Source organism: Streptomyces capillispiralis (assembly GCF_007829875.1).
Taxonomy (GTDB): domain Bacteria; phylum Actinomycetota; class Actinomycetes; order Streptomycetales; family Streptomycetaceae; genus Streptomyces; species Streptomyces capillispiralis.
In genome coordinates, this window is the sequence record NZ_VIWV01000001.1 from 2,543,706 (window position 1) to 2,560,834 (window position 17,129).

The window sequence follows — 17,129 nt, forward strand, 5'->3', positions numbered from 1 at the left end:
ACCGCTCCTTGGGGAGCGGCAGTACGGAAAAGGCCGAGCGGCCCGGCTCACGGGGGAGAAAGCCTGGCCGCTCGGCGGTGGGGACCCCGGGGGGTCCCCGTCGACCGGGCGGCTGTGCGACGGGGGAACACCCAGCCGCCCGGAGTGGTGGGGCGTCGCGCCGGCCGTCAGGCCTTGGCGAGTTCCTTCTCGCCGTCCTGTGCGGACGGCTCGGCGCGGGAGTCGTCGGCTGCCGCGTCGCCGTGGTCGTCCAGCAGCGTCTTCTCGTCGAAGGGGGCGCGGCCGGCGAGGACCTCGGCCACCCGCTCCTTGTCGATCTCCTTGGTCCAGGTGCCGACCAGCACGGTGGCGACGGCGTTGCCCGCGAAGTTGGTCAGGGCGCGGGCCTCGCTCATGAAGCGGTCGATGCCGACGATGAGGCCGATGCCGTCCACCAGGGCGGGCTTGTGCGACTGCAGACCGCCGGCCAGGGTCGCCAGGCCCGCGCCGGTGACACCGGCGGCGCCCTTCGAGGCGACCAGCAGGAACAGCAGCAGCGGGATCTGCTCGCCGATGGACATCGGCGTCCCCATGGCGTCGGCGATGAACAGCGAGGCCATGGTCATGTAGATCATGGTGCCGTCGAGGTTGAAGGAGTAGCCGGTCGGGACGGTGATGCCGACGACCGGCTTGCTGACGCCCAGGTGCTCCATCTTGGCGATGAGGCGCGGCAGCGCCGACTCGGAGGAGGAGGTGGACAGGATCAGCAGGAACTCACGGCCGAGGTACCGGAACAGGGTCCAGATGTTCAGGCCGGCGACGATCCGCAGCATCGCGCCGAGCACCACGAAGATGAACAGCACACAGGTGACGTAGAAGCCGAGCATCAGCACCGCGAGGCTCTTCAGCGCGTCCAGGCCGGCGGAGCCGGTGACCGCGGCCATGGCGCCGAAGGCACCGACCGGGGCCGCCCACATAATCATGGCCAGGACCCGGAAGACCAGGCGCTGGATGTGCTCGATGCCGCGGATGACCGGCTGCCCGGCGCTGCCCATGGCCTGCAGCGCGAAGCCGCAGAGCAGGGCGATCAGCAGGGTCTGCAGGACCTCGCCCTGGGTGAAGGCGGACACGATGGTGGTCGGGATGATGCCGAGCAGGAACTCGGTGGTGTCCTTCGCCTCCGCGTCGACCTGGGCGTGTCCGGTCTCCTTGACCGTGTCGGTGATCGCGAGGCCGGTGCCCGGGTCCAGGATGTTGCCGACGACCAGGCCGATGCCCAGCGCGACGACCGACATCACCATGAAGTAGCCGAGGGCGATGCCGCCGACGGCGCCGACCTTGGCGGCCTTCCGCACGGAACCGATGCCCAGCACGATGGTGCAGAAGATGATCGGCGAGATCATCATCTTGATCAGGTTGACGAACCCGGTGCCGATCGGCTTCAGCTCGACCGCGAAGTCGGGGGCGATCAGACCGACGGCGATACCGAGGGCGACCGCGATGATCACCGCGATGTAGAGATAGTGCGTGCGGTCCCGCTTGGCCTTGGGTTCGGCAGGTGCCGTAGCGGATGTGCTGGTCACGGCGGCCCTCCTTGACGACGTCGTCGGCATCACCGGCGTGCGGCTCACGTCCGGGGGATGGGTGTTCGGGGAATGCCGTGACTATGTCGTGCCTTGTGAGCGCGGTCACCCTTCCGTTCATTTAGTTCACCGTGGGGCCGGGAGGCAGACTGGCGGCATGCGCATCCCCGTCCCCCGGCCCCGCAGTCTCGCGGGCCAGCTCTTCGCCATCCAGGCCGTGCTCCTCGCGGTCGTGGTGGCCGGGTACGCGCTGTTCACCTACGTCAGCGACCGCAGCCAGGCCGAGCAGGCGGCGGTCCGCCAGGCCACCTCCGTGGCCCGCACGGTCGCCGACTCCCCCTCCGTACGGGAGGCGATCCGCACCTCCGACCCCTCCGCCCGGCTCCAGCCGTACGCGCTGGCGGTGGTGCGCGACACCGACATCGACTTCGTCACGATCATGGATCCGCGGGGCATCCGCTGGACCCACCCCGATCCCGAGCAGATCGGCCTGGTCTTCCAGGGCCACACGGCCCCGGCGCTGCGCGGCGGCACCTTCACCGAGACCTACACCGGTACCCTCGGCCCGTCGGTCCGCGCCGTCACCCCGATCCGGGACGGCGAGCGGATCGTCGGCCTGGTCAGCGCGGGCATAAAGGTCGAGGAGATCAGCCAGCGCGCCCAGGGGCAGCTGACCGCCCTGGTCGCGGTCGCGGCCGGCGCCCTCGGTCTCGGCGCGATCGGCACGTACGTGATCAACGCCCGGCTGCGCCGCCACACGCACGGCATGAACGCGGCCGAGCTCAGCCACATGCACGACTACCATCAGGCCGCGCTCCACGCCGTGCGCGAAGGGCTGCTGATGCTGGACGGGCAGTACAGGGTGGCGCTGATCAACGACGGCGGCCGGGAACTGCTGGGTGTGGACCAGGAGGAGGACGTGGTGGGCAGATCGGTGGCGGGGCTGGGTCTTCCGGCACCGCTGACGGGCGCGCTGCTCGCCTCGGAGCCCCGGGTGGACGAGGTGCACCTGACAGCGGACCGGGTCCTGGTGGTGAACACCTCGCCGGTCACCGGCGGGCAGCAGCGGGGCTCGGTGGTGACCCTGCGGGACGTGACCGAGCTCCAGTCGCTGATGGGCGAGCTGGACTCGGAGCGGGGCTTCACCCAGGCGCTGCGCTCGCAGGCGCACGAGGCGGCGAACCGGCTGCACACCGTGGTCTCGCTGATCGAGCTGGGCCGGGCCGAGGAGGCGGTGGACTTCGCCACCGCCGAGCTGGAGCTGGCGCAGGCGCTCACCGACCAGGTGGTGGCGGCGGTGAGCGAGCCGGTGCTCGCGGCGCTGCTGCTGGGCAAGACCGCGCAGGCCAACGAGCGGGGCGTGGAGCTGGTGGTGTCGGCCGACAGCCGCCTGGACGACGGCCTGCTGCCGGACACCCTGCCCGCCCGCGACCTGGTCACCATCCTCGGCAACCTGATCGACAACGCCGTGGACGCGGCGCAGGGCGGCACGCATCCGCGGGTGACGGTGACGGCCCTGACCGAGGACGGCGCGGAGCTGATCCTCCGGGTGTCCGACACCGGCCCCGGCGTGGATCCCGACCACGCGGAGGCGGTCTTCCAGCGGGGCTTCTCGACCAAGCCGTCCGGTCCCGGCGGCCGTGGCCTGGGCCTCGCCCTGGTCCGCCAGGCGGTGGGCCGGCACGGCGGGGCCCTGTCGGTGGGCTCCGCCGACGGGGGCGGCGCGGTGTTCGAGGCGCGGCTGCCGCTGCGGGCCGCCGGGGCGGCCGCGGTGGCGCAGAGCCCGGGAGGCACCGTATGACCGGGCAGCCCATCCGGGTGCTGGTGGTCGAGGACGACCCGGTCGCCGCCGACGCGCATGTGCTGTACGTCGGCCGGGTGCCGGGGTTCGTCGCCGTCGGCAAGGCGCACACCGGCGCGGAGGCGCGGCGGGCGCTGGAGCGCACCCCCGTCGACCTGCTCCTGCTCGATCTGCACCTGCCCGATGTGCACGGGCTCCAGCTGGCGCGCTCGCTGCGGGCGGCAGGGCACCACGCCGACGTGATCGCGGTGACCTCCGCCCGGGACCTCGCGGTGGTGCGCGAGGGCGTGTCGCTGGGGGTCGTGCAGTACGTGCTGAAACCGTTCACCTTCGCCACGCTGCGGGACCGTCTGGTGCGCTACGCCGAGTTCCACGCGGCGGTGGGCGAGGCCAGCGGCCAGGACGAGGTGGACCGGGCGCTGGCCGCCCTGCGCGCCCCCGGGCCGGCCGCCCTGCCGAAGGGGCTGAGCGCGCCGACGCTGGAGCGGGTGACGGTGGCCCTGCGGGACGCCGGCGAGGGCCTGACCGCCGCGGGGGTCGCGGAGGCGGTCGGCATCTCCCGCATCACCGCCCGCCGCTATCTGGAGCACCTGGTCGACGCCGGCCGCGCGGCCCGGCGTCCGCAGTACGGGACCGTGGGGCGGCCGGAGTTGCAGTACCGCTGGGTGACCGGGGGGTGAGGCTCACCAGGCCCTCACCCGCGCCGCCGCGCGATCCGTGCCGATCCCTGCCGATCCCTGCCGATCCCTGCCGATCAAGGCGATCACGGTGCCGTCCGGGGAAGGTCAAGGGGTGAGCGGACCGGCCGGTTTGCGCCGCGCGGGCACCCGGCCGGCCGGGCCCCGGAAGGGACACTTCTTCGTACGGATGCCCGCACTTCGTACACCCGCACCGCCGCGGCGACGAGGGCGGACGCCGCCCCGGCTGGGCGCATATGCCCACTGAGCTTGCCCTTCACCGTCCGGGGCCTCCGGAGGCGCCGGACCGCCCGGCACCCCGGCACCCCGGCCTCCCGGACACGGGCCGCCGACTCACCGGTAGCCGTACCTTCCTACAATCAGTGATCCTGGCCGAACAGACCGTAGTCAGCCCGTCCGGGCGGCCCTAGCTTGTGGGCCGTGCACCGACCCTCCGCTCATCCGGACCATCCCCCGCTCCCGCCCTTCGACGCCCCCGCCGCCCGCCGGCTGCGCACCGCCCTCGGCATGGACCCCGACCACGTCGCCCACACCCTGCGCGCCTCCTACGCCCTGCCGTACGCCAGCCCGGCCCTAGTCACCGCCTGGGAACGCGGGACGGCCGCCCCCTCCCACCCCGAACTGACCGCGCTGGCGGGCGTGTTGTGGTGCTCGCCGGGTGACCTCATAGGGCGGCCGCGCACCCTGCGCGAGCACCGCGTCGCCCGCGGTCTGGCACCCGAGGACGTCGCCCGTACCGTGGGCCACGAACTCCAGGCGTATCTGCGGATGGAGGAGACCGGCCGGTGGCGCGGCACCGAGCGGCAGTCCGCCGCCCTGGCCCGGCTGCTCGCCCTGTCGCCGGCCGACGTCGTCACCGTCACCGGCCGGGAGGACGCCCTCGCGGAAGTGCTGCGCCGTGCGGCGACGACGCGCTGGCAGGCGTACGTCCGGCCGGTCCTGAAGGTCGTCCCGCTGGAGCGGCGGCTGGTGGAGGGGGTGCTCCACCGGCTGCACCGGGACTACCAGGGCCACATGGCCGCCACCCTCAGCCGGGGCGGCGGCCACGGCGACGCGGGCGACAGGGGCCGGGAGTTCCTCGACCGGATCGTCGATCACTTCTGGACGGCGGTCACGAGGAGTCCGCGCGGGTCAAGGCCGTGAGAAGGACGCTGAAGCGGGCGAAGGAGCTGCGGCGGGCCGGACTCAGGACGCGTCGGCGTCGGCGTCGTCGGCTCCGGCCGCTTCGTCCCGCGCCATGGCGAGGAAGCGCCGGATGGCCTCGACCGGCATGTCGAGCCCCTCGGACGCGGACTGCTCGTCGCCGAACACCTGCACGGCCTCGGTGACCGCCCCGGCCAGTTCGACCTCTGCCTTGCGGACCTTCGCCTCCGCCTTGTCCACGGTGTCGACCACCGCCAACTGGCGGCGCTGCTTCTCCTGAAGCCGCTGCTTGCGTGAAAGGTTCTTGTCATGGTTCCGCACGGACATGGCCAAGATCATAATCAGTTCGCGTGCGCGCTCAAGCCGTCGGCCGCAGCCGGCTGCCGCGGCCCGTCGGGCGGGGTCACCGGCGCGTTCCCGCCCGCCGGTACCGGGCGGGTCCCGAGGCGGGCGGACCCCGGTCAGTCCGTGCCCGTGTCGAAGGCGACGAAGCGCAGTTCCGAGGTGTACCGGCGTCCTTCGTCGTCGCGGAGCCAGGTCTGCTCCGGAGTGGGCAGCATCTCCGTGAACGTGACCGTGCCCTCCGGGTCCCGGCGGCCCAGTCGGCGCAGCGCCTTGGCGAGGATGGTCACGTAGACGGGGCTGTCGAAGTCGACGTAGAACGGCCGGGACTCGGTCGGCGAGACGACGAAGACGTAACGGGGCAGGCCGAGTCGGGCGCGCCAGCGGCGGGCGCGGACGAAGCGGCGGGCCTCGTCCTTGTCGTCGGCGAAGTCCGCCCCGGCCGCGGGCAGTCGCCAGGTCTCCCGGGCCACCACCAGTCGGTCGAGGGTGACGCGCGGAGTGTGGTCGGCCTGCGGCAGGAGCTGGAAGAGGTCCATCGACAGGGTGGTCAGGACGTGCGAGAAGACGTCCGTCACCGGGAACCTCGCACCGTCCGGGAGCCGGACGACGAGGTCGCCCCCGTGCTCCTCGACGACGGCGTCGGCGCTGCGCACGGCCCGGGGGCGGGTGGGGTCCGCGGTGAAGTCGGTCAGGGCGACCTGGTAGTCCTCGGGCCGGATCAGCGTGTGCCGGACCCGGGTGGACAGGCGCGCACGGTGCTCCTTGGGGAGCAGCGGCAGCAGACGGGGGCCCGGGTGGTCCCGGTCGGTGAGACGGAGCAGTTCGCCGACGTCCGGGTGCTGGTGGGTGAAGAGCGAGGCGCCCAGCGTGTTGGCGGCCAGGTGGAGTTCACCGAGGACGAGGGTGAAGTCGCCACGGGCCACCGCCTCGGTGCCGTCGGCGACGACCATGATGTCCGGACTGAGGTAGCGGGCCGCCGTCCAGCCGCCGGAACCGGGGAACTCCTGCCGCACCGCCGCCTCGATGTCCGCGGAGCGGACGTCCACGCGGCGGGCGCCCGCGGGGACCGCGAGGATCCGCCGCCAGGTGGCGGCGAACTCCTCCTGGAGTTCATCGGCGGTGGCGCGCACCGTGCCGTGCAGCAGCGGCAGGCACGCGAACCAGAAGGCGGCCAGGTCCACCGGTCCCTCGGCGGCGAGGCGTTCGTACACCGGACGCATACCGGTCCGCAGCGCGGCGGCGAGCCGTGAGGTGAGCCATCCGGCGCTGTCCATGAGCAGCCGCAGCGGGCGCAGCGCCCGCAGCACCTCGGGGCCGAGGCGAGCCGTCGCGGACCGGCGGGAGTCGTGGTACACGAGCGCACGGCACGGCGCGGTCGAGGCGGACTTCTCCCGCACGGCGGCGGTGTCGGTCAGTTCGGTGAAGTCCCGCTCCAGATCGGTCAGCGCGCCGACCAGCGCGTCCACGTCGCGGGCGGCCGCCACCGCCGCGCGTCCCTCCTCCAGCCGGTCCAGCGCGGCGAGCCCCCGCCGGCGCGGTCCGGACGCGCCGACCGTCTCCAGCCAGGTGCGCAGGTCACGGTCCGGGTGGGTGCCCGCGGGGACCTCCAGGCGCCACGCCACCCAGCGGCGGGCGACCAGATCGGCGAGGACGGCGGGCACGTCGAGGTCCGGGAGCGCGGCGGCGATCGCCCGCGCCGGGCGGACGCCGTCACAGAGGGCGAGGACGGCCGCGGTGCCGGCGGGGACCGTCACCGGCCGCCTGCCGGGCACGCGGACCCGGTCGCCGTCCACCGTGACGAAGGGCACCCGGCGGGGAGCGATCCACTCCCGCAGACCGGGGTCGGCGTCCAGCGTCCTGGCGAGCGCGTCGATGCCCCAGCTCGCCCAGTAGACGGTGGACTCGGCGACCAGTCCGGAGCCCGTGGAGAGGGCGGCACCGGACGTCGCGGCGTCCCAGCGGCCCCAGCCGACGGGTCCGAAGAAGCCGATGGTGTCGTTCTTCACGCAGAACCGCTGCCAGTAGTGGGCGACCAGCTCCTCGCGCTGGCGGGGCATGCTGCTGCGCGGGTCCACGCCCGGCGTCCAGCGCAGGAACGGCGCGACGCCGGAGGTGAGCACCGGGCGGTTCTGCCAGGCCACGGCCTCGCGGAAGGACGGCATGCGGGCGATGTCCTGGAGGGTGTGCGCGGTCTCCACGGCGGCGTCGGCGAAGAGTCGGGCGAAGTCCTCCCAGCCGGCGCCGTCGAGGGGGGCGTCCGCGTCGAACTTGTCGGCCGCCTCGGCCAGTCCGGCCGGGGCCAGCCGCAGGACCCCGTCGGCGGGGAAGCCGGGGCCGCGCAGCGCGAACTGCTCCCACAGGCGCCAGCGGCCGAGGGACGGTACGAGGTCTTCGGTCATGGCAGGGCTCTCCTTGCGAGCGGGGACGGACAGGTGGAGGGAGACGGGGGCGACGGGCGGGGGGGAGACGGGGGCGACGGGCGGAGGGACACGGGGGCGACGGGCGGGGGGGGAGACCTCGGGCGGGCGGAGGCGGACGGTCGGGCTGTGCGGCGGCAGGCGGGGAGAGGGGCAGCCGGACCCGCCCCCGGTCCTCGTGCGGGTGGGCCGCGCCGAGGACCGGTGGGGCACGCGGTGGTGGCCGCGGGTCAGGCGCGGCCGTAGTCGGTGTCGACGACCTCGGCCAGGTCCCGCGGTGTGGGGTAGGCGAAGACCAGGGAGACCGGCACCTCCGCGCCGATGACCTGCTCGAGGTGGCCGGTGATCTGGAAGGCGGTGAGCGAGTCGCCGCCGGCCTCGTAGAAGTCGGTGTCCTCGGTCAGGTCGGACAGGCCGAGCACCTCGCGGAAGATGCCGACGAGCAGGTCGACGGTGCGGGTGGCGGTCGCGGCGTTCTCGGTCATGATGTGTGCTCCTCGGTGGTTGCCACGGTTGTTTCCGTGGGGTCGGTGGTGTCCGTGTGGTGCAGGGCGTGCAGGCGGGCGGGTGTGTTGCCGCCGGAGACGACGGCCACGGCCCGTTCGCGGCGGCCGACCCGCAGGGCTCCGGCCAGTGCGACGGCTCCGCTGGGTTCGGCGTCGACGCCGAGGCGGTGCAGCAGTGCGGCGGCGGCGAGGATCTCGTCGTCGCCGACGGCGATCAGGTCGTCGACGCGGTCGCGGATGATCGGGTAGGGGACGCGCCCCGGCCGCTGGCCGCGCAGTCCGTCGGCGACGGTGGTGCAGGGCGGCAGCTGAACGGGGTGCCCGGCGGCCAGGGAACGGCCGTAACGGGGCGCGCGGGCCGGTTCGACGCCGACGATCCGGACCGGGTGGACCGCGGCGGCGAGGCAGACACCGGCGAGGAGTCCGCCACCGCCGGTCGGGACGTACACCGTCTCGGTGTCGGGGGCGTCGGCGAGGAGTTCGGCGCCGACCGTGCCCTGCCCGGCAACCACCAGGCGGTGGTCCGAGGAGGGCACGAGGGTGGCGCCGGTCTCCTGCGCGAGCGCGCCCGCCCGCTCCTCCCGCTCGGCCACTCCCCCGCCCACGCGGACGGTCTCGGCGCCCAGCGCGCGGATGGCGGCGGTCTTGGCGGGGTCCGCGCCCGCCGCGAGGACGACGGTCAGACGGATGCCGAGGGAGCGGGCGAGCAGGGCGAGGGCGATGCCGTGGTTGCCGGACGAACCGGTGACGACCCGCTCGGCCCCGAGCGCCAGGAGGGCGTTGGCGGCTCCGCGTGTCTTGAACGAGCCGCCGTGCTGGAGGTGTTCCGCCTTCAGCAGCAGTCGCGTGCCGGGCGCCGCGGACACCGGGCCGTTCAGCAGGGGCGTGCGGCGGACGTGCGGGGCGATGCGGGCGGCGGCCGCGACGACGTCGGCGGGGCCGGGCAGGGTGCCGGCCGTGGCCGGCCGCAGCCCGGTGGCGGTCACGGGGCGCTCCCCGCGACCAGCCGGCGGCGGTCCGTCTTGCCGCCGCGGGTGGTGGGCAGCGCGTCGTGGCGCCGGAAGTGCCGGGGCAGCAGGTGCGGCGGCAGCGAGCGGGCCATGTGGGCGCGCAGTTCCGCGTCGGTGACGGCCGGGTCGCCGGTGACGTGGGCCACCAGGTACGTGCGTCCCCGGTCGTCGGTGTGCGCGGTGACCACGGCGCCGCTGACGCGGGGGTGGGCGAGCAGGGCTCCTTCCAGCTCGGCGGGGTCCACGCGGTAGCCGCGGATCTTGATCTGCCGGTCGGTGCGCCCGGCGTAGGTGAGGCCGTGCGGGCCCCACCGTCCGAGGTCGCCGGTGCGGTAGAGGCGGGCGCCCGGCGGGCCGTAGGGGTCGGGCAGGAAGCACTCGGCGGTGCGGGCCGGGCGCCCGCCGTAGCCCCGGGCGAGGCCCGCGCCACCGATGTACACCTCGCCGACGGTGCCGTCGGGAACGGGCGTGAGGTCGGTGTCGAGCACCCGGACGACCGTGCCGGGGCGGGGTACTCCGACCGTGTCCGCGGCCGTGTCGGGCTCGGCGGGGACGCGGTGCCGGGTGGTGGTCATGGTGCACTCGGTCGGTCCGTACTGGTTGACGAGCGTGCCCGGGACCGTCCGCCGGCCGCCGGCGGCGAGGAAGGGGCGCAGGGACTCGCCGCTGGAGGCGACGAGGGTGACGCCGCGCAGCGGGTCGGGCAGGTCCGGCTGCCCGGCCAGGTGCGCCAGGAAGGAGGGGGTGGTGCTGAGCAGCGCGGTCACCCGGTGTTCGCCCACGGTGCGGGCGAAGTCGGCGGGCCGCAGCAGCCGGGAGCGTTCCACGATCACCAGGCGGGCTCCGGCCAGCAGCGGGGCGAAGGTGTCCCGGATGGAGGCGTCGTAGCCGAGCGGGGCCGTCTGCAGGGCCACGGTGTCCGGGCCGAGGCCGAAGGCGCCGGCGGTGTCGCGCAGGTAGGCGTCGAGGGCGTGGTGCTCGACGAGGACGGGGCTGGGTTCGCCGGTGCTGCCGGAGGTGTGGCTGACGTAGGCCAGGGCGCGCGGGTCGACCCGGGCGGGCGGTGCCGCGGGGGTTTCCGGCGGGGTGGCGGGGCCGTCCAGCAGGATCGTGGGGAGGTCCGGGTCCAGGGCGCGGGAGTGTGCGGAGGTGGTCAGCAGCAGCCGGGTGCCGGCGCTGCGGACGAAGGCCGCGAGCCGGTCGCGGGGCTGGGCCACGTCCAGGGTGAGGAAGGCGGCTCCGCAGCGGATGACCGCGGCCATCGCCGCGACCGCGTCGGCGCCGTGCTCGACGGCGACGGCGCACACCGTCTCCGGGCCGGCGCCGTGGGCGCGCAGCAGCCGGGTCAGTTCGCCGGTGCGGGCGGCGAGGCGGCCGTAGGTGACCTGCCCCGTGGGGGTGTCCAGCGCGATGCGGGCCGGGTGGCGGGCCGCGTGCGCGGCGAGGTCGTCGGCGACGGTGCGCATCAGTCCTCCTGGGTGCCGGTGACGGTCAGGTCGACGGCCACGAAGCGGAGTTCGGAGGTGTAGCGGTGCCCGTCGGCGTCGGTGAGCCAGGCCTGTTCGGGGGTGGGCAGCATCTCGCTGACCTTCAGGCGGGCCCCGGGGTCCTTGCGGGCGAGCCGGCGGGCCGCCTTGGCGAGGATGGTGATGTACACGGGGCTGTCGAAGTCGACGTAGAACGGGCGGGGTTCGGCCGGGGAGACGACGAACACGAAGCGGGGCAGGTCGTGGCGGCGCTGCCAGTGCCGGGCGCGGACGAACCGGGCGGCCTCGCTCTTGTCGTCGGCGAAGTGGACGTCGGCGACGGGCAGTTGCCAGGTCTCCCGGGCCACGGTCATACGGTCGATGGTGATGCGCGGGGTGTGCTCGCCCTCGGGGCGGAGGGTGAAGCGGTCCATGACGCGCTGGGTGAGGGTGTTGGCGTAGGCGTCGAGGACGTCGTGGACGGTGCCGTCGGGCAGGACGGCGGTCAGGTGACCGTCCCGGTCCTCGACGCGGACGTCCGCGGCCGGCACCGAGTTCGGGCGGTGCGGGTCGCCGGTCTGGTCGACCAGGGTCACGTAGTGGTCCTCGGGCCGGTCCAGGGAGGGGCGGCTGCGGGTGGACCACTTCAGCGGGAGCTCCTTGGGGAGCGTCGGCAGCAGACGGGGGCCGGGGAAGTCGCGGGTGGTCTCGGCGACGAGCCGGTCGCGGTCGGGGTGCTGGTGGACGAAGAGGGAGGCGCCCATGGTGTTCAGGGCGCAGTGCATCTCGCCGAGGACGAGGTCGACGTCGCCGCGGGCGAGGGCGTCCGCGTCCTCGGCGACGACCAGGACGTCGGGGCTGATGTAGCGGGCGAGGGACCAGCCGTCGCCGGGCTCGTCGAACTCGCGGCGCACGCGGTCGGCCAGTTCGGCCGTGGTCAGGCGGACGCGGCGGGCGTCCGGCGGGAGGTCGAGGATCCGGGCCCACTTGGCGCGCAGTTCGGCCTGGGCCGCGTCGATCAGGTCGCCGGCGTCGGGGTGCGGGGAGGGCAGGGTGTTCATCCACAGGGTGGCGAGGTCCACCGGGGTGCCGTCGGCGCTCAGCCGGGCGTGGACGGTGCGCAGGCGGGCGCGGATGGCGTCGGCGAAGCGGTTCGTCATCCAGCGGGCGGCCGTCAGGCACAGCTGGAGGGGTTCCAGGTGCGCCAGCAGGGCGGGGCCGGCCGTGGCGGTGGCGGCGCGCCGGGAGTCGGAGTACACCAGTCCGCGGCAGGGGGCGGTGCGTGCTCCCTTGGCGCGCTGGGCCTCGCTGTCGGTGAGTGCGGCGAAGTCGGCCTCCAGGGCGCCGATCGCGGCGGTCAGCGCGGCGGCGTCGGTGCCGGCGGCGCGTACGGCTTCCCGGCCGCGTTCCAGCACGGCGAGGCCGGCCAGCGCACGGTCGCGTGCGACCTCGTCGGGGACGCGCTCGAGGATCCGGCGCAGGGCCAGGTCGGGGTGGGTGGCGGCGGGCACCTCCAGGCGCCGGGTCACCCAGCGCCGGCGGACCAGTTCGGCCACGATGTCGGCCACCTCGCCCGGGTCCAGGTCCAGTTCGGCGGCGATGGCGGCCAGGTGCCGGGTGCCGTCGCAGCGCCGCAGGACGGCCTGCTGGAGCTCCCCGACGGGCTGGGGAGGCCGCCCCGGGACTCGCACCGTGCCGTCCTCGCAGCGCACGAAGGACATCCGGCGCGGCGGGATCCACCGCATCAGCTCGTCGTCCTCGGCGAGCACCTTGGCCAGGGCGTCGACGGCCCAGCCGGAGAAGTAGACCTCCTGCGCGGCGAGGAAGCCGCGGCCGGCGTCGACGGTGACGGCGTGCGGCGCGGACGGGTCCCAGCGGCCCCAGCCGACGGGTCCGAAGAAGCCGATGGTGTCGTTCTTCACGCAGAACCGCTGCCAGTAGTGGGCGACCAGCTCCTCGCGCTGGCGGGGCATGCTGCTGCGCGGGTCCACGCCCGGCGTCCAGCGCAGGAACGGCGCGATGCCGGTGCGCAGCACGGCCGGGTTCTGCCAGGCGAGGGCCGCCTGGAAGCGGGGCAGGCCGGCGATGTGCTGGAGGTGGCGGGCGGTGTCCACGGCGGCCGCCGACAGTTCCTCGGCGAAGGCCCCCCACTCGGGTCCGGACAGATCGGCGCCGGGGCCGAACTTGTCGGCCGCCTCGGCCAGTCCGGGCGGGGCCAGGCGCAGCACGCCCTCGGCGGGGAAGCCGGGGCCGCGCAGCGCGAACTCCTCCCAGAGCCGCCAGCCTCCGCCCGGCAGCAGGACCGGTGCGTGCTCGTCCGACATCAGGTGCTCCTTCCGGAAAGGGGGTGCGCGGGGAAGCCGCGCGGCGCCCGGCCGGGCCATGGCCGCCGCCGGGACGCCGGGCTCCCGGCAGGACAGCACCGTCCCGCGCCGGGGCGGCACGGCACCAGAGAAGATCCGGCAGCAACGCGCGCCGCGGGCTCGGCGCGTTCGTCCCTGCCCCGGGCGGGTGGACGCCCGGCACGCTGTCGGCGTCGGCCCCGACCTGCGGCCGGCCCCACCACCTGAGGAAGGTTCACCATGACGCAACCCGACTCCACGACCGGCGCGGGCGCCGACGAGGCCCGCACGGACACCGCCGAGGTGTACCTCGTGGTGCGCAACGACGAGGAGCAGTACTCGATCTGGCGGGCGGACCGCGAGGTGCCCGCGGGCTGGCACCCGGAGGGCACGCGGGGCAGCCGGCAGGAGTGCCTCGACCGCATCGACGTGGTCTGGACGGACATGCGCCCGCTCAGCCTGCGCCGCCGGCTGGCCGGGGCAGATGTCTGATCCACGGGCGGGCCGGCTCCTGGACCCGCCGGCGCACGCCCCGCCGCCGACGCCGTCCGGTCTGCTGTGTCCGGACGTGCTGGACCTGTCCGGGCTGCGGCACCGGGCGCGGGCACCGGGACCCCGCGTCCTGCGGGGGCCGCTGGAGCTGTACCTGGCCCATGTCGGAGCCCAGGACGAGCGGGCGCTGCGGGACGCGTGGGAGCTGCTGGACGCGGAGGAACGGGCCCGGGCCCGCGCGTTCCGGCACGACCGCGACCGTGCCTCGTACGTGGTCGCGCACGCGGCGCTGCGCGACGTGCTGAGCGTGCTGCTCGGCGTGCGCGCCGAGGCGCTGCCCCTGGCGCGGGAGCCGTGCGCGGGCTGCGGCGGGCCGCACGGGCGGCCGGTGCTGCGCACGCCGGGTGTGCGCTTCTCCCTGTCGCACAGCGGGGACCTGGTGCTGGTGGCGCTCGCCCCGGAACCGGTCGGCGTCGACGTGGAGGGGCTGGCGACGCACCGGGCGGTGCTCGGCGCCCAGTCGGCGCTGCACCCGGCGGAGGCGGACGAGCTGGCGCTGCTGCCCGCGCACGGGCGTCCGGCGGCGTTCACCCGTGCCTGGGTGCGCAAGGAGGCCTACCTGAAGGGACTGGGCACGGGCCTGGTGCGCGACCCGGCACTGGACTACCTGGGCACCGGGCCGCTACCGACCGCCCCGGCACCGGGGTGGAGCGTGCGGGACGTCCGGGTTCCGGCGGGGTACGCGGCGGCGGTGGCCCTGCGGACGCCCTGACGGCGTACGGGCGCACACGGCGGGGACCGGTCCGGTGGACCGGTCCCCGCCGTGGTGTCGCGGTGTGCCCGCGCTGTCCGGCCTCCCCGCACGGTCCGGCACTGCGAGAGGGCCGGAAGCACGCGATGCCTTCACCGATAACTCACCGGTGAACGGGAGTTGGCACGCTACGATCATCGGCGTGACCGCTGCGGAACCGACCATCGTCGCCACCTCCGGAGGTCATCGCGTCGGCGCGCGCACCCGGGTCCTCTTCGACGCCCTGGTCCACCACGCGGTCGATCTCTCCGGTGTGCACGGCAGACGCCCCCGCGTCCTCTACCTGGGCACGGCGGTGGGCGACGCCGAGCACGTCACGGCACGGGTGGCGGAGGCCGCCCGGGTGGCGGGCTTCGACCTCACCCCGCTCCACCTCTTCCCGATGCCGAACGTGGACGACGTCGAGGGCACGGTGCTCGGCCACGACGTGGTCTGGGTGATGGGCGGCTCGGTGGCCAACCTGCTCGCCGTGTGGCGGGCGCACCGGCTGGACGAGATCCTGCGGCGCGCCTGGCGCGCCGGTGTGGTGCTCGCCGGGGTGAGCGCGGGTTCCCTCTGCTGGTACGAGGGCGGCACCACGGACTCCTTCGGCCCCGAACTCCGCCCGGTCACCAACGGGCTGGGGCTGCTGCCGTACGGCAACGGGGTGCACTACGACAGTGACGGGGGCCGGCGCCCGCTGACCCACCGGCTGGTCGCCGAGGGCGTCTTCGCGACGGCGCACTGCACCGACGACGGCGTGGGGCTGGTCTACCGCGGCACCGAGCTGGTCGAGGCGGTGGCGGAGCAGCGGGGCAAGGGCGCCTACGTGGTGGTCCGGGACGGCGACCGGGCCGTGGAGGAGCGGATCGAGCCCCGGCTGCTGCCCGCGCCCCCCGGCTGACGGCCGGCCGCGGGAGCGGAGGGCGCCCCCGGCCGGCGCGACCTCCCCGCCCACGGCTCCCGCCCCCGCGTCCGCTTCCTCGACATCAACGGCGTCCACCGGGTCACACCAGGCCGTGGCGCACGGCGTGAGCGACGGCGTGGGCCCTGTTGCGGGCCTGCAGTCGGGCCATGATCTCGTAGATGACGTTCTTGACGGTGTGTTCGGAGCAGCGCAGCAGCAGGGCGATGTCCGCGTTGCCGTGGCCCTCGCCCATGAGGCGCAGCACCGAGGCCTGACGCGCGGTCAGGGCCGGCCGGCCGCGGCCGTCGGCCGGGTCCGCGGGGCGTGGACCGCTGGACAGCAGGTGGGACAGCTCCGGGTAGGGGATGCTCGGGTGCGGGTGGGCCGCGCGGCGCACCGCGGCCACCAGGTTCTCCTCGGTGAGGTCGCCGGCCCGCAGGACGACCGCCCCGGCCCGCAGCGCGAGCCGCAGGTCCGTCCGGCCGACGGTGTCGCACACGAGGACCAGGGGACCGGTGTCCCGCCGGCCGCGCAGGGCACGGGCGGCGTCGGCGGTGGCGACCACGGTGACGGCCCCGGGCCCGCCGTGCTCCGGCGCGCAGGCCAGCCCGGCGCGGCGGGCCACGCAGCGGACGCGGTCCGCGCCGGGCGAGGGCGGGATGCGCAGGACGACGGGTGCGGGCGTCGTGCCGGCACCGGGCGCGGGGCGCGCGGCGGTCAGGGTCGCGGTCACAGCAGACCCGCCCGGAGCGCGTAGGCGACCGCGTGGGCGCGGTTGCGCAGCCGGAACCGCTGGGTGATGTCGTGGACCACGGTGGTCACGGTGCGCGGTGAGTAGGCGAGCCGCTGGGCGATCTCGGCCGTCTCGTGGCCGTCGGCGAGCAGCCGCAGCACCGAGCGTTCCCGGTCGGACAGCATGCCGTCGCTCCAGCCTCCGGCGCCGTGCCGGGCGTCGGCCGGGCGGTCCAGGAGCTGTTCGAGCAGACGGGGTGGCAGGGTGCAGTCGTCGCGGGAGGCGGCCAGCACCGCGTGGGCCAGGCGGGGCGCGTCGGCGTCGCGGCGCGGCAGCAGGCCCCGGGCGCCGGCGGCGAGGGCGTGCAGGGCGTCGCCGGAGGCGAGGGCACCCGCCACCAGGACGACGGCGGGGCTGTGCCGCAGGGCGCGGGTGGCGCGCACCATGTCGAGTTCGGCCGGTCCGGGGCGGTCCACGGTGAGGACGGCGACCCGCGCGTCCGCGGGCTCGCACACGGTCAGGTCCGGGCAGGCCAGCAGGGTGGTGCGCGTGCCGGCCTCCAGTACCGGGTCGAGGGCGACCACGCCGACGGTTACAGGTGCTCCCATCTGCTACTCCTAGGAAGGTCGTCCGCCCGGCCGTGGGCGCTCCGGGTCGGTTCTGCGGTGGGACTGCGGTGGGACTGCGCACCACCGTGCCGGGGGCGGGGGCGCGTCGGCATCGGTAACGGGTCCCCACCTTTCCGGCCGGCGGGGCCGCCCCCCGTCGGCGCCGGTCTCCCCGCGACCGCCTCGCCGCCCGTCGCACGGCGGCCGTCGGCGGGCGGGCGCGGCAGCGGTGAGCCGCTGGTGGGGGCCGGGGGCCGGTGCGGGGGCGGGTGGGGGGCAGGCCCTGGGGATCCGTACCCCGGGGAGCGG

15 protein-coding genes are annotated in these 17,129 nt (G+C 75.3%); 6 read left to right on the forward strand and 9 right to left on the reverse strand.

The genetic code is table 11. From position 1 onward, the window contains the following. Positions 1–167: 167 nt before the first annotated feature. Positions 168–1,562, reverse strand: coding sequence for a cation:dicarboxylate symporter family transporter (locus FHX78_RS10335; RefSeq protein ID WP_145867150.1), 1,395 nt, complete (start codon positions 1,560–1,562; stop codon positions 168–170). Between the two features lie 157 nt (positions 1,563–1,719). On the opposite strand from FHX78_RS10335, the gene FHX78_RS10340 reads away from it, so the two are divergent. The 3 genes from FHX78_RS10340 to FHX78_RS10350 all read left to right on the forward strand — a co-directional run bounded on the left by FHX78_RS10340 (position 1,720) and on the right by FHX78_RS10350 (position 5,204). Next, entirely contained in the window at positions 1,720–3,363 is a 1,644-nt protein-coding gene (locus tag FHX78_RS10340; protein WP_145867151.1) for a sensor histidine kinase, read from the forward strand. Then, complete coding sequence (locus FHX78_RS10345; RefSeq protein ID WP_145867152.1) at positions 3,360–4,043, forward strand: response regulator; 684 nt, start codon at positions 3,360–3,362, stop codon at positions 4,041–4,043. The genes FHX78_RS10340 and FHX78_RS10345 overlap by 4 nt, the downstream gene beginning before the upstream one ends. 429 nt (positions 4,044–4,472) lie before the next feature. Next, positions 4,473–5,204 (forward strand): helix-turn-helix domain-containing protein, encoded by a 732-nt coding sequence (locus FHX78_RS10350; RefSeq protein WP_145867153.1) that lies wholly within the window; start codon positions 4,473–4,475, stop codon positions 5,202–5,204. 42 nt (positions 5,205–5,246) lie between these two features. Here FHX78_RS10350 and FHX78_RS10355 read toward each other — a convergent pair whose 3' ends face one another. From FHX78_RS10355 to FHX78_RS10380, 6 genes are all read right to left on the reverse strand, one after another. Next, positions 5,247–5,531: a hypothetical protein gene (locus tag FHX78_RS10355; protein WP_229923857.1), complete on the reverse strand. Its 285-nt coding sequence runs from the start codon at positions 5,529–5,531 to the stop codon at positions 5,247–5,249. A gap of 134 nt (positions 5,532–5,665) precedes the next feature. Beyond that, entirely contained in the window at positions 5,666–7,948 is a 2,283-nt protein-coding gene (locus FHX78_RS10360; protein ID WP_145867155.1) for a lantibiotic dehydratase, read from the reverse strand. A 248-nt stretch (positions 7,949–8,196) separates the two neighbouring features. Beyond that, positions 8,197–8,451 (reverse strand): acyl carrier protein, encoded by a 255-nt coding sequence (locus FHX78_RS10365; RefSeq protein ID WP_145867156.1) that lies wholly within the window; start codon positions 8,449–8,451, stop codon positions 8,197–8,199. Further along, entirely contained in the window at positions 8,448–9,458 is a 1,011-nt protein-coding gene (locus tag FHX78_RS10370; protein WP_229923856.1) for a threonine ammonia-lyase, read from the reverse strand. Before FHX78_RS10370 ends, FHX78_RS10365 begins: the two co-directional genes overlap by 4 nt. Continuing rightward, the gene (locus FHX78_RS10375; RefSeq protein ID WP_145867157.1) at positions 9,455–10,948 is read right to left on the reverse strand and encodes an amino acid adenylation domain-containing protein; all 1,494 of its coding nucleotides are present in this window, start codon (positions 10,946–10,948) and stop codon (positions 9,455–9,457) included. Before FHX78_RS10375 ends, FHX78_RS10370 begins: the two co-directional genes overlap by 4 nt. Further along, on the reverse strand, positions 10,948–13,272 hold the full coding sequence (locus FHX78_RS10380; protein ID WP_145867158.1) for a lantibiotic dehydratase: 2,325 nt from the start codon (positions 13,270–13,272) through the stop codon (positions 10,948–10,950). Before FHX78_RS10380 ends, FHX78_RS10375 begins: the two co-directional genes overlap by 1 nt. 258 nt (positions 13,273–13,530) lie before the next feature. Here FHX78_RS10380 and FHX78_RS10385 point away from each other — a divergent pair, with 258 nt between their 5' ends. The 3 genes from FHX78_RS10385 to FHX78_RS10395 all read left to right on the forward strand — a co-directional run bounded on the left by FHX78_RS10385 (position 13,531) and on the right by FHX78_RS10395 (position 15,476). Continuing rightward, a complete protein-coding gene (locus FHX78_RS10385) occupies positions 13,531–13,782 on the forward strand; it encodes an MbtH family protein (protein ID WP_145867159.1) in 252 nt (83 codons plus the stop codon). After that, positions 13,775–14,554: a 4'-phosphopantetheinyl transferase family protein gene (locus tag FHX78_RS10390; protein WP_145867160.1), complete on the forward strand. Its 780-nt coding sequence runs from the start codon at positions 13,775–13,777 to the stop codon at positions 14,552–14,554. The genes FHX78_RS10385 and FHX78_RS10390 overlap by 8 nt, the downstream gene beginning before the upstream one ends. Before the next feature lie 181 nt (positions 14,555–14,735). Then, on the forward strand, positions 14,736–15,476 hold the full coding sequence (locus tag FHX78_RS10395; protein ID WP_145867161.1) for a Type 1 glutamine amidotransferase-like domain-containing protein: 741 nt from the start codon (positions 14,736–14,738) through the stop codon (positions 15,474–15,476). 103 nt (positions 15,477–15,579) lie between these two features. Here FHX78_RS10395 and FHX78_RS10400 read toward each other — a convergent pair whose 3' ends face one another. Together FHX78_RS10400 and FHX78_RS10405 are read right to left on the reverse strand one after the other, a co-directional pair. Then, positions 15,580–16,212, reverse strand: coding sequence for a helix-turn-helix transcriptional regulator (locus tag FHX78_RS10400; RefSeq protein WP_145867162.1), 633 nt, complete (start codon positions 16,210–16,212; stop codon positions 15,580–15,582). Further along, entirely contained in the window at positions 16,209–16,820 is a 612-nt protein-coding gene (locus FHX78_RS10405) for a response regulator transcription factor (protein WP_142193074.1), read from the reverse strand. The genes FHX78_RS10400 and FHX78_RS10405 overlap by 4 nt, the downstream gene beginning before the upstream one ends. Positions 16,821–17,129: the final 309 nt, after the last annotated feature.

What these genes read in the sequence shown, in the direction of transcription:
- FHX78_RS10340 (WP_145867151.1), top strand. Translation starts at nt 1,720, where the DNA reads ATGCGCATCCCCGTCCCCCGGCCCCGCAGTCTCGCGGGCCAGCTCTTC.
- FHX78_RS10345 (WP_145867152.1), top strand. Translation starts at nt 3,360, where the DNA reads ATGACCGGGCAGCCCATCCGGGTGCTGGTGGTCGAGGACGACCCGGTC.
- FHX78_RS10355 (WP_229923857.1), bottom strand. Translation starts at nt 5,531, where the DNA reads ATGTCCGTGCGGAACCATGACAAGAACCTTTCACGCAAGCAGCGGCTT.
- FHX78_RS10360 (WP_145867155.1), bottom strand. Translation starts at nt 7,948, where the DNA reads ATGACCGAAGACCTCGTACCGTCCCTCGGCCGCTGGCGCCTGTGGGAG.
- FHX78_RS10365 (WP_145867156.1), bottom strand. Translation starts at nt 8,451, where the DNA reads ATGACCGAGAACGCCGCGACCGCCACCCGCACCGTCGACCTGCTCGTC.
- FHX78_RS10375 (WP_145867157.1), bottom strand. Translation starts at nt 10,948, where the DNA reads ATGCGCACCGTCGCCGACGACCTCGCCGCGCACGCGGCCCGCCACCCG.
- FHX78_RS10380 (WP_145867158.1), bottom strand. Translation starts at nt 13,272, where the DNA reads ATGTCGGACGAGCACGCACCGGTCCTGCTGCCGGGCGGAGGCTGGCGG.
- FHX78_RS10385 (WP_145867159.1), top strand. Translation starts at nt 13,531, where the DNA reads ATGACGCAACCCGACTCCACGACCGGCGCGGGCGCCGACGAGGCCCGC.
- FHX78_RS10390 (WP_145867160.1), top strand. Translation starts at nt 13,775, where the DNA reads ATGTCTGATCCACGGGCGGGCCGGCTCCTGGACCCGCCGGCGCACGCC.
- FHX78_RS10405 (WP_142193074.1), bottom strand. Translation starts at nt 16,820, where the DNA reads ATGGGAGCACCTGTAACCGTCGGCGTGGTCGCCCTCGACCCGGTACTG.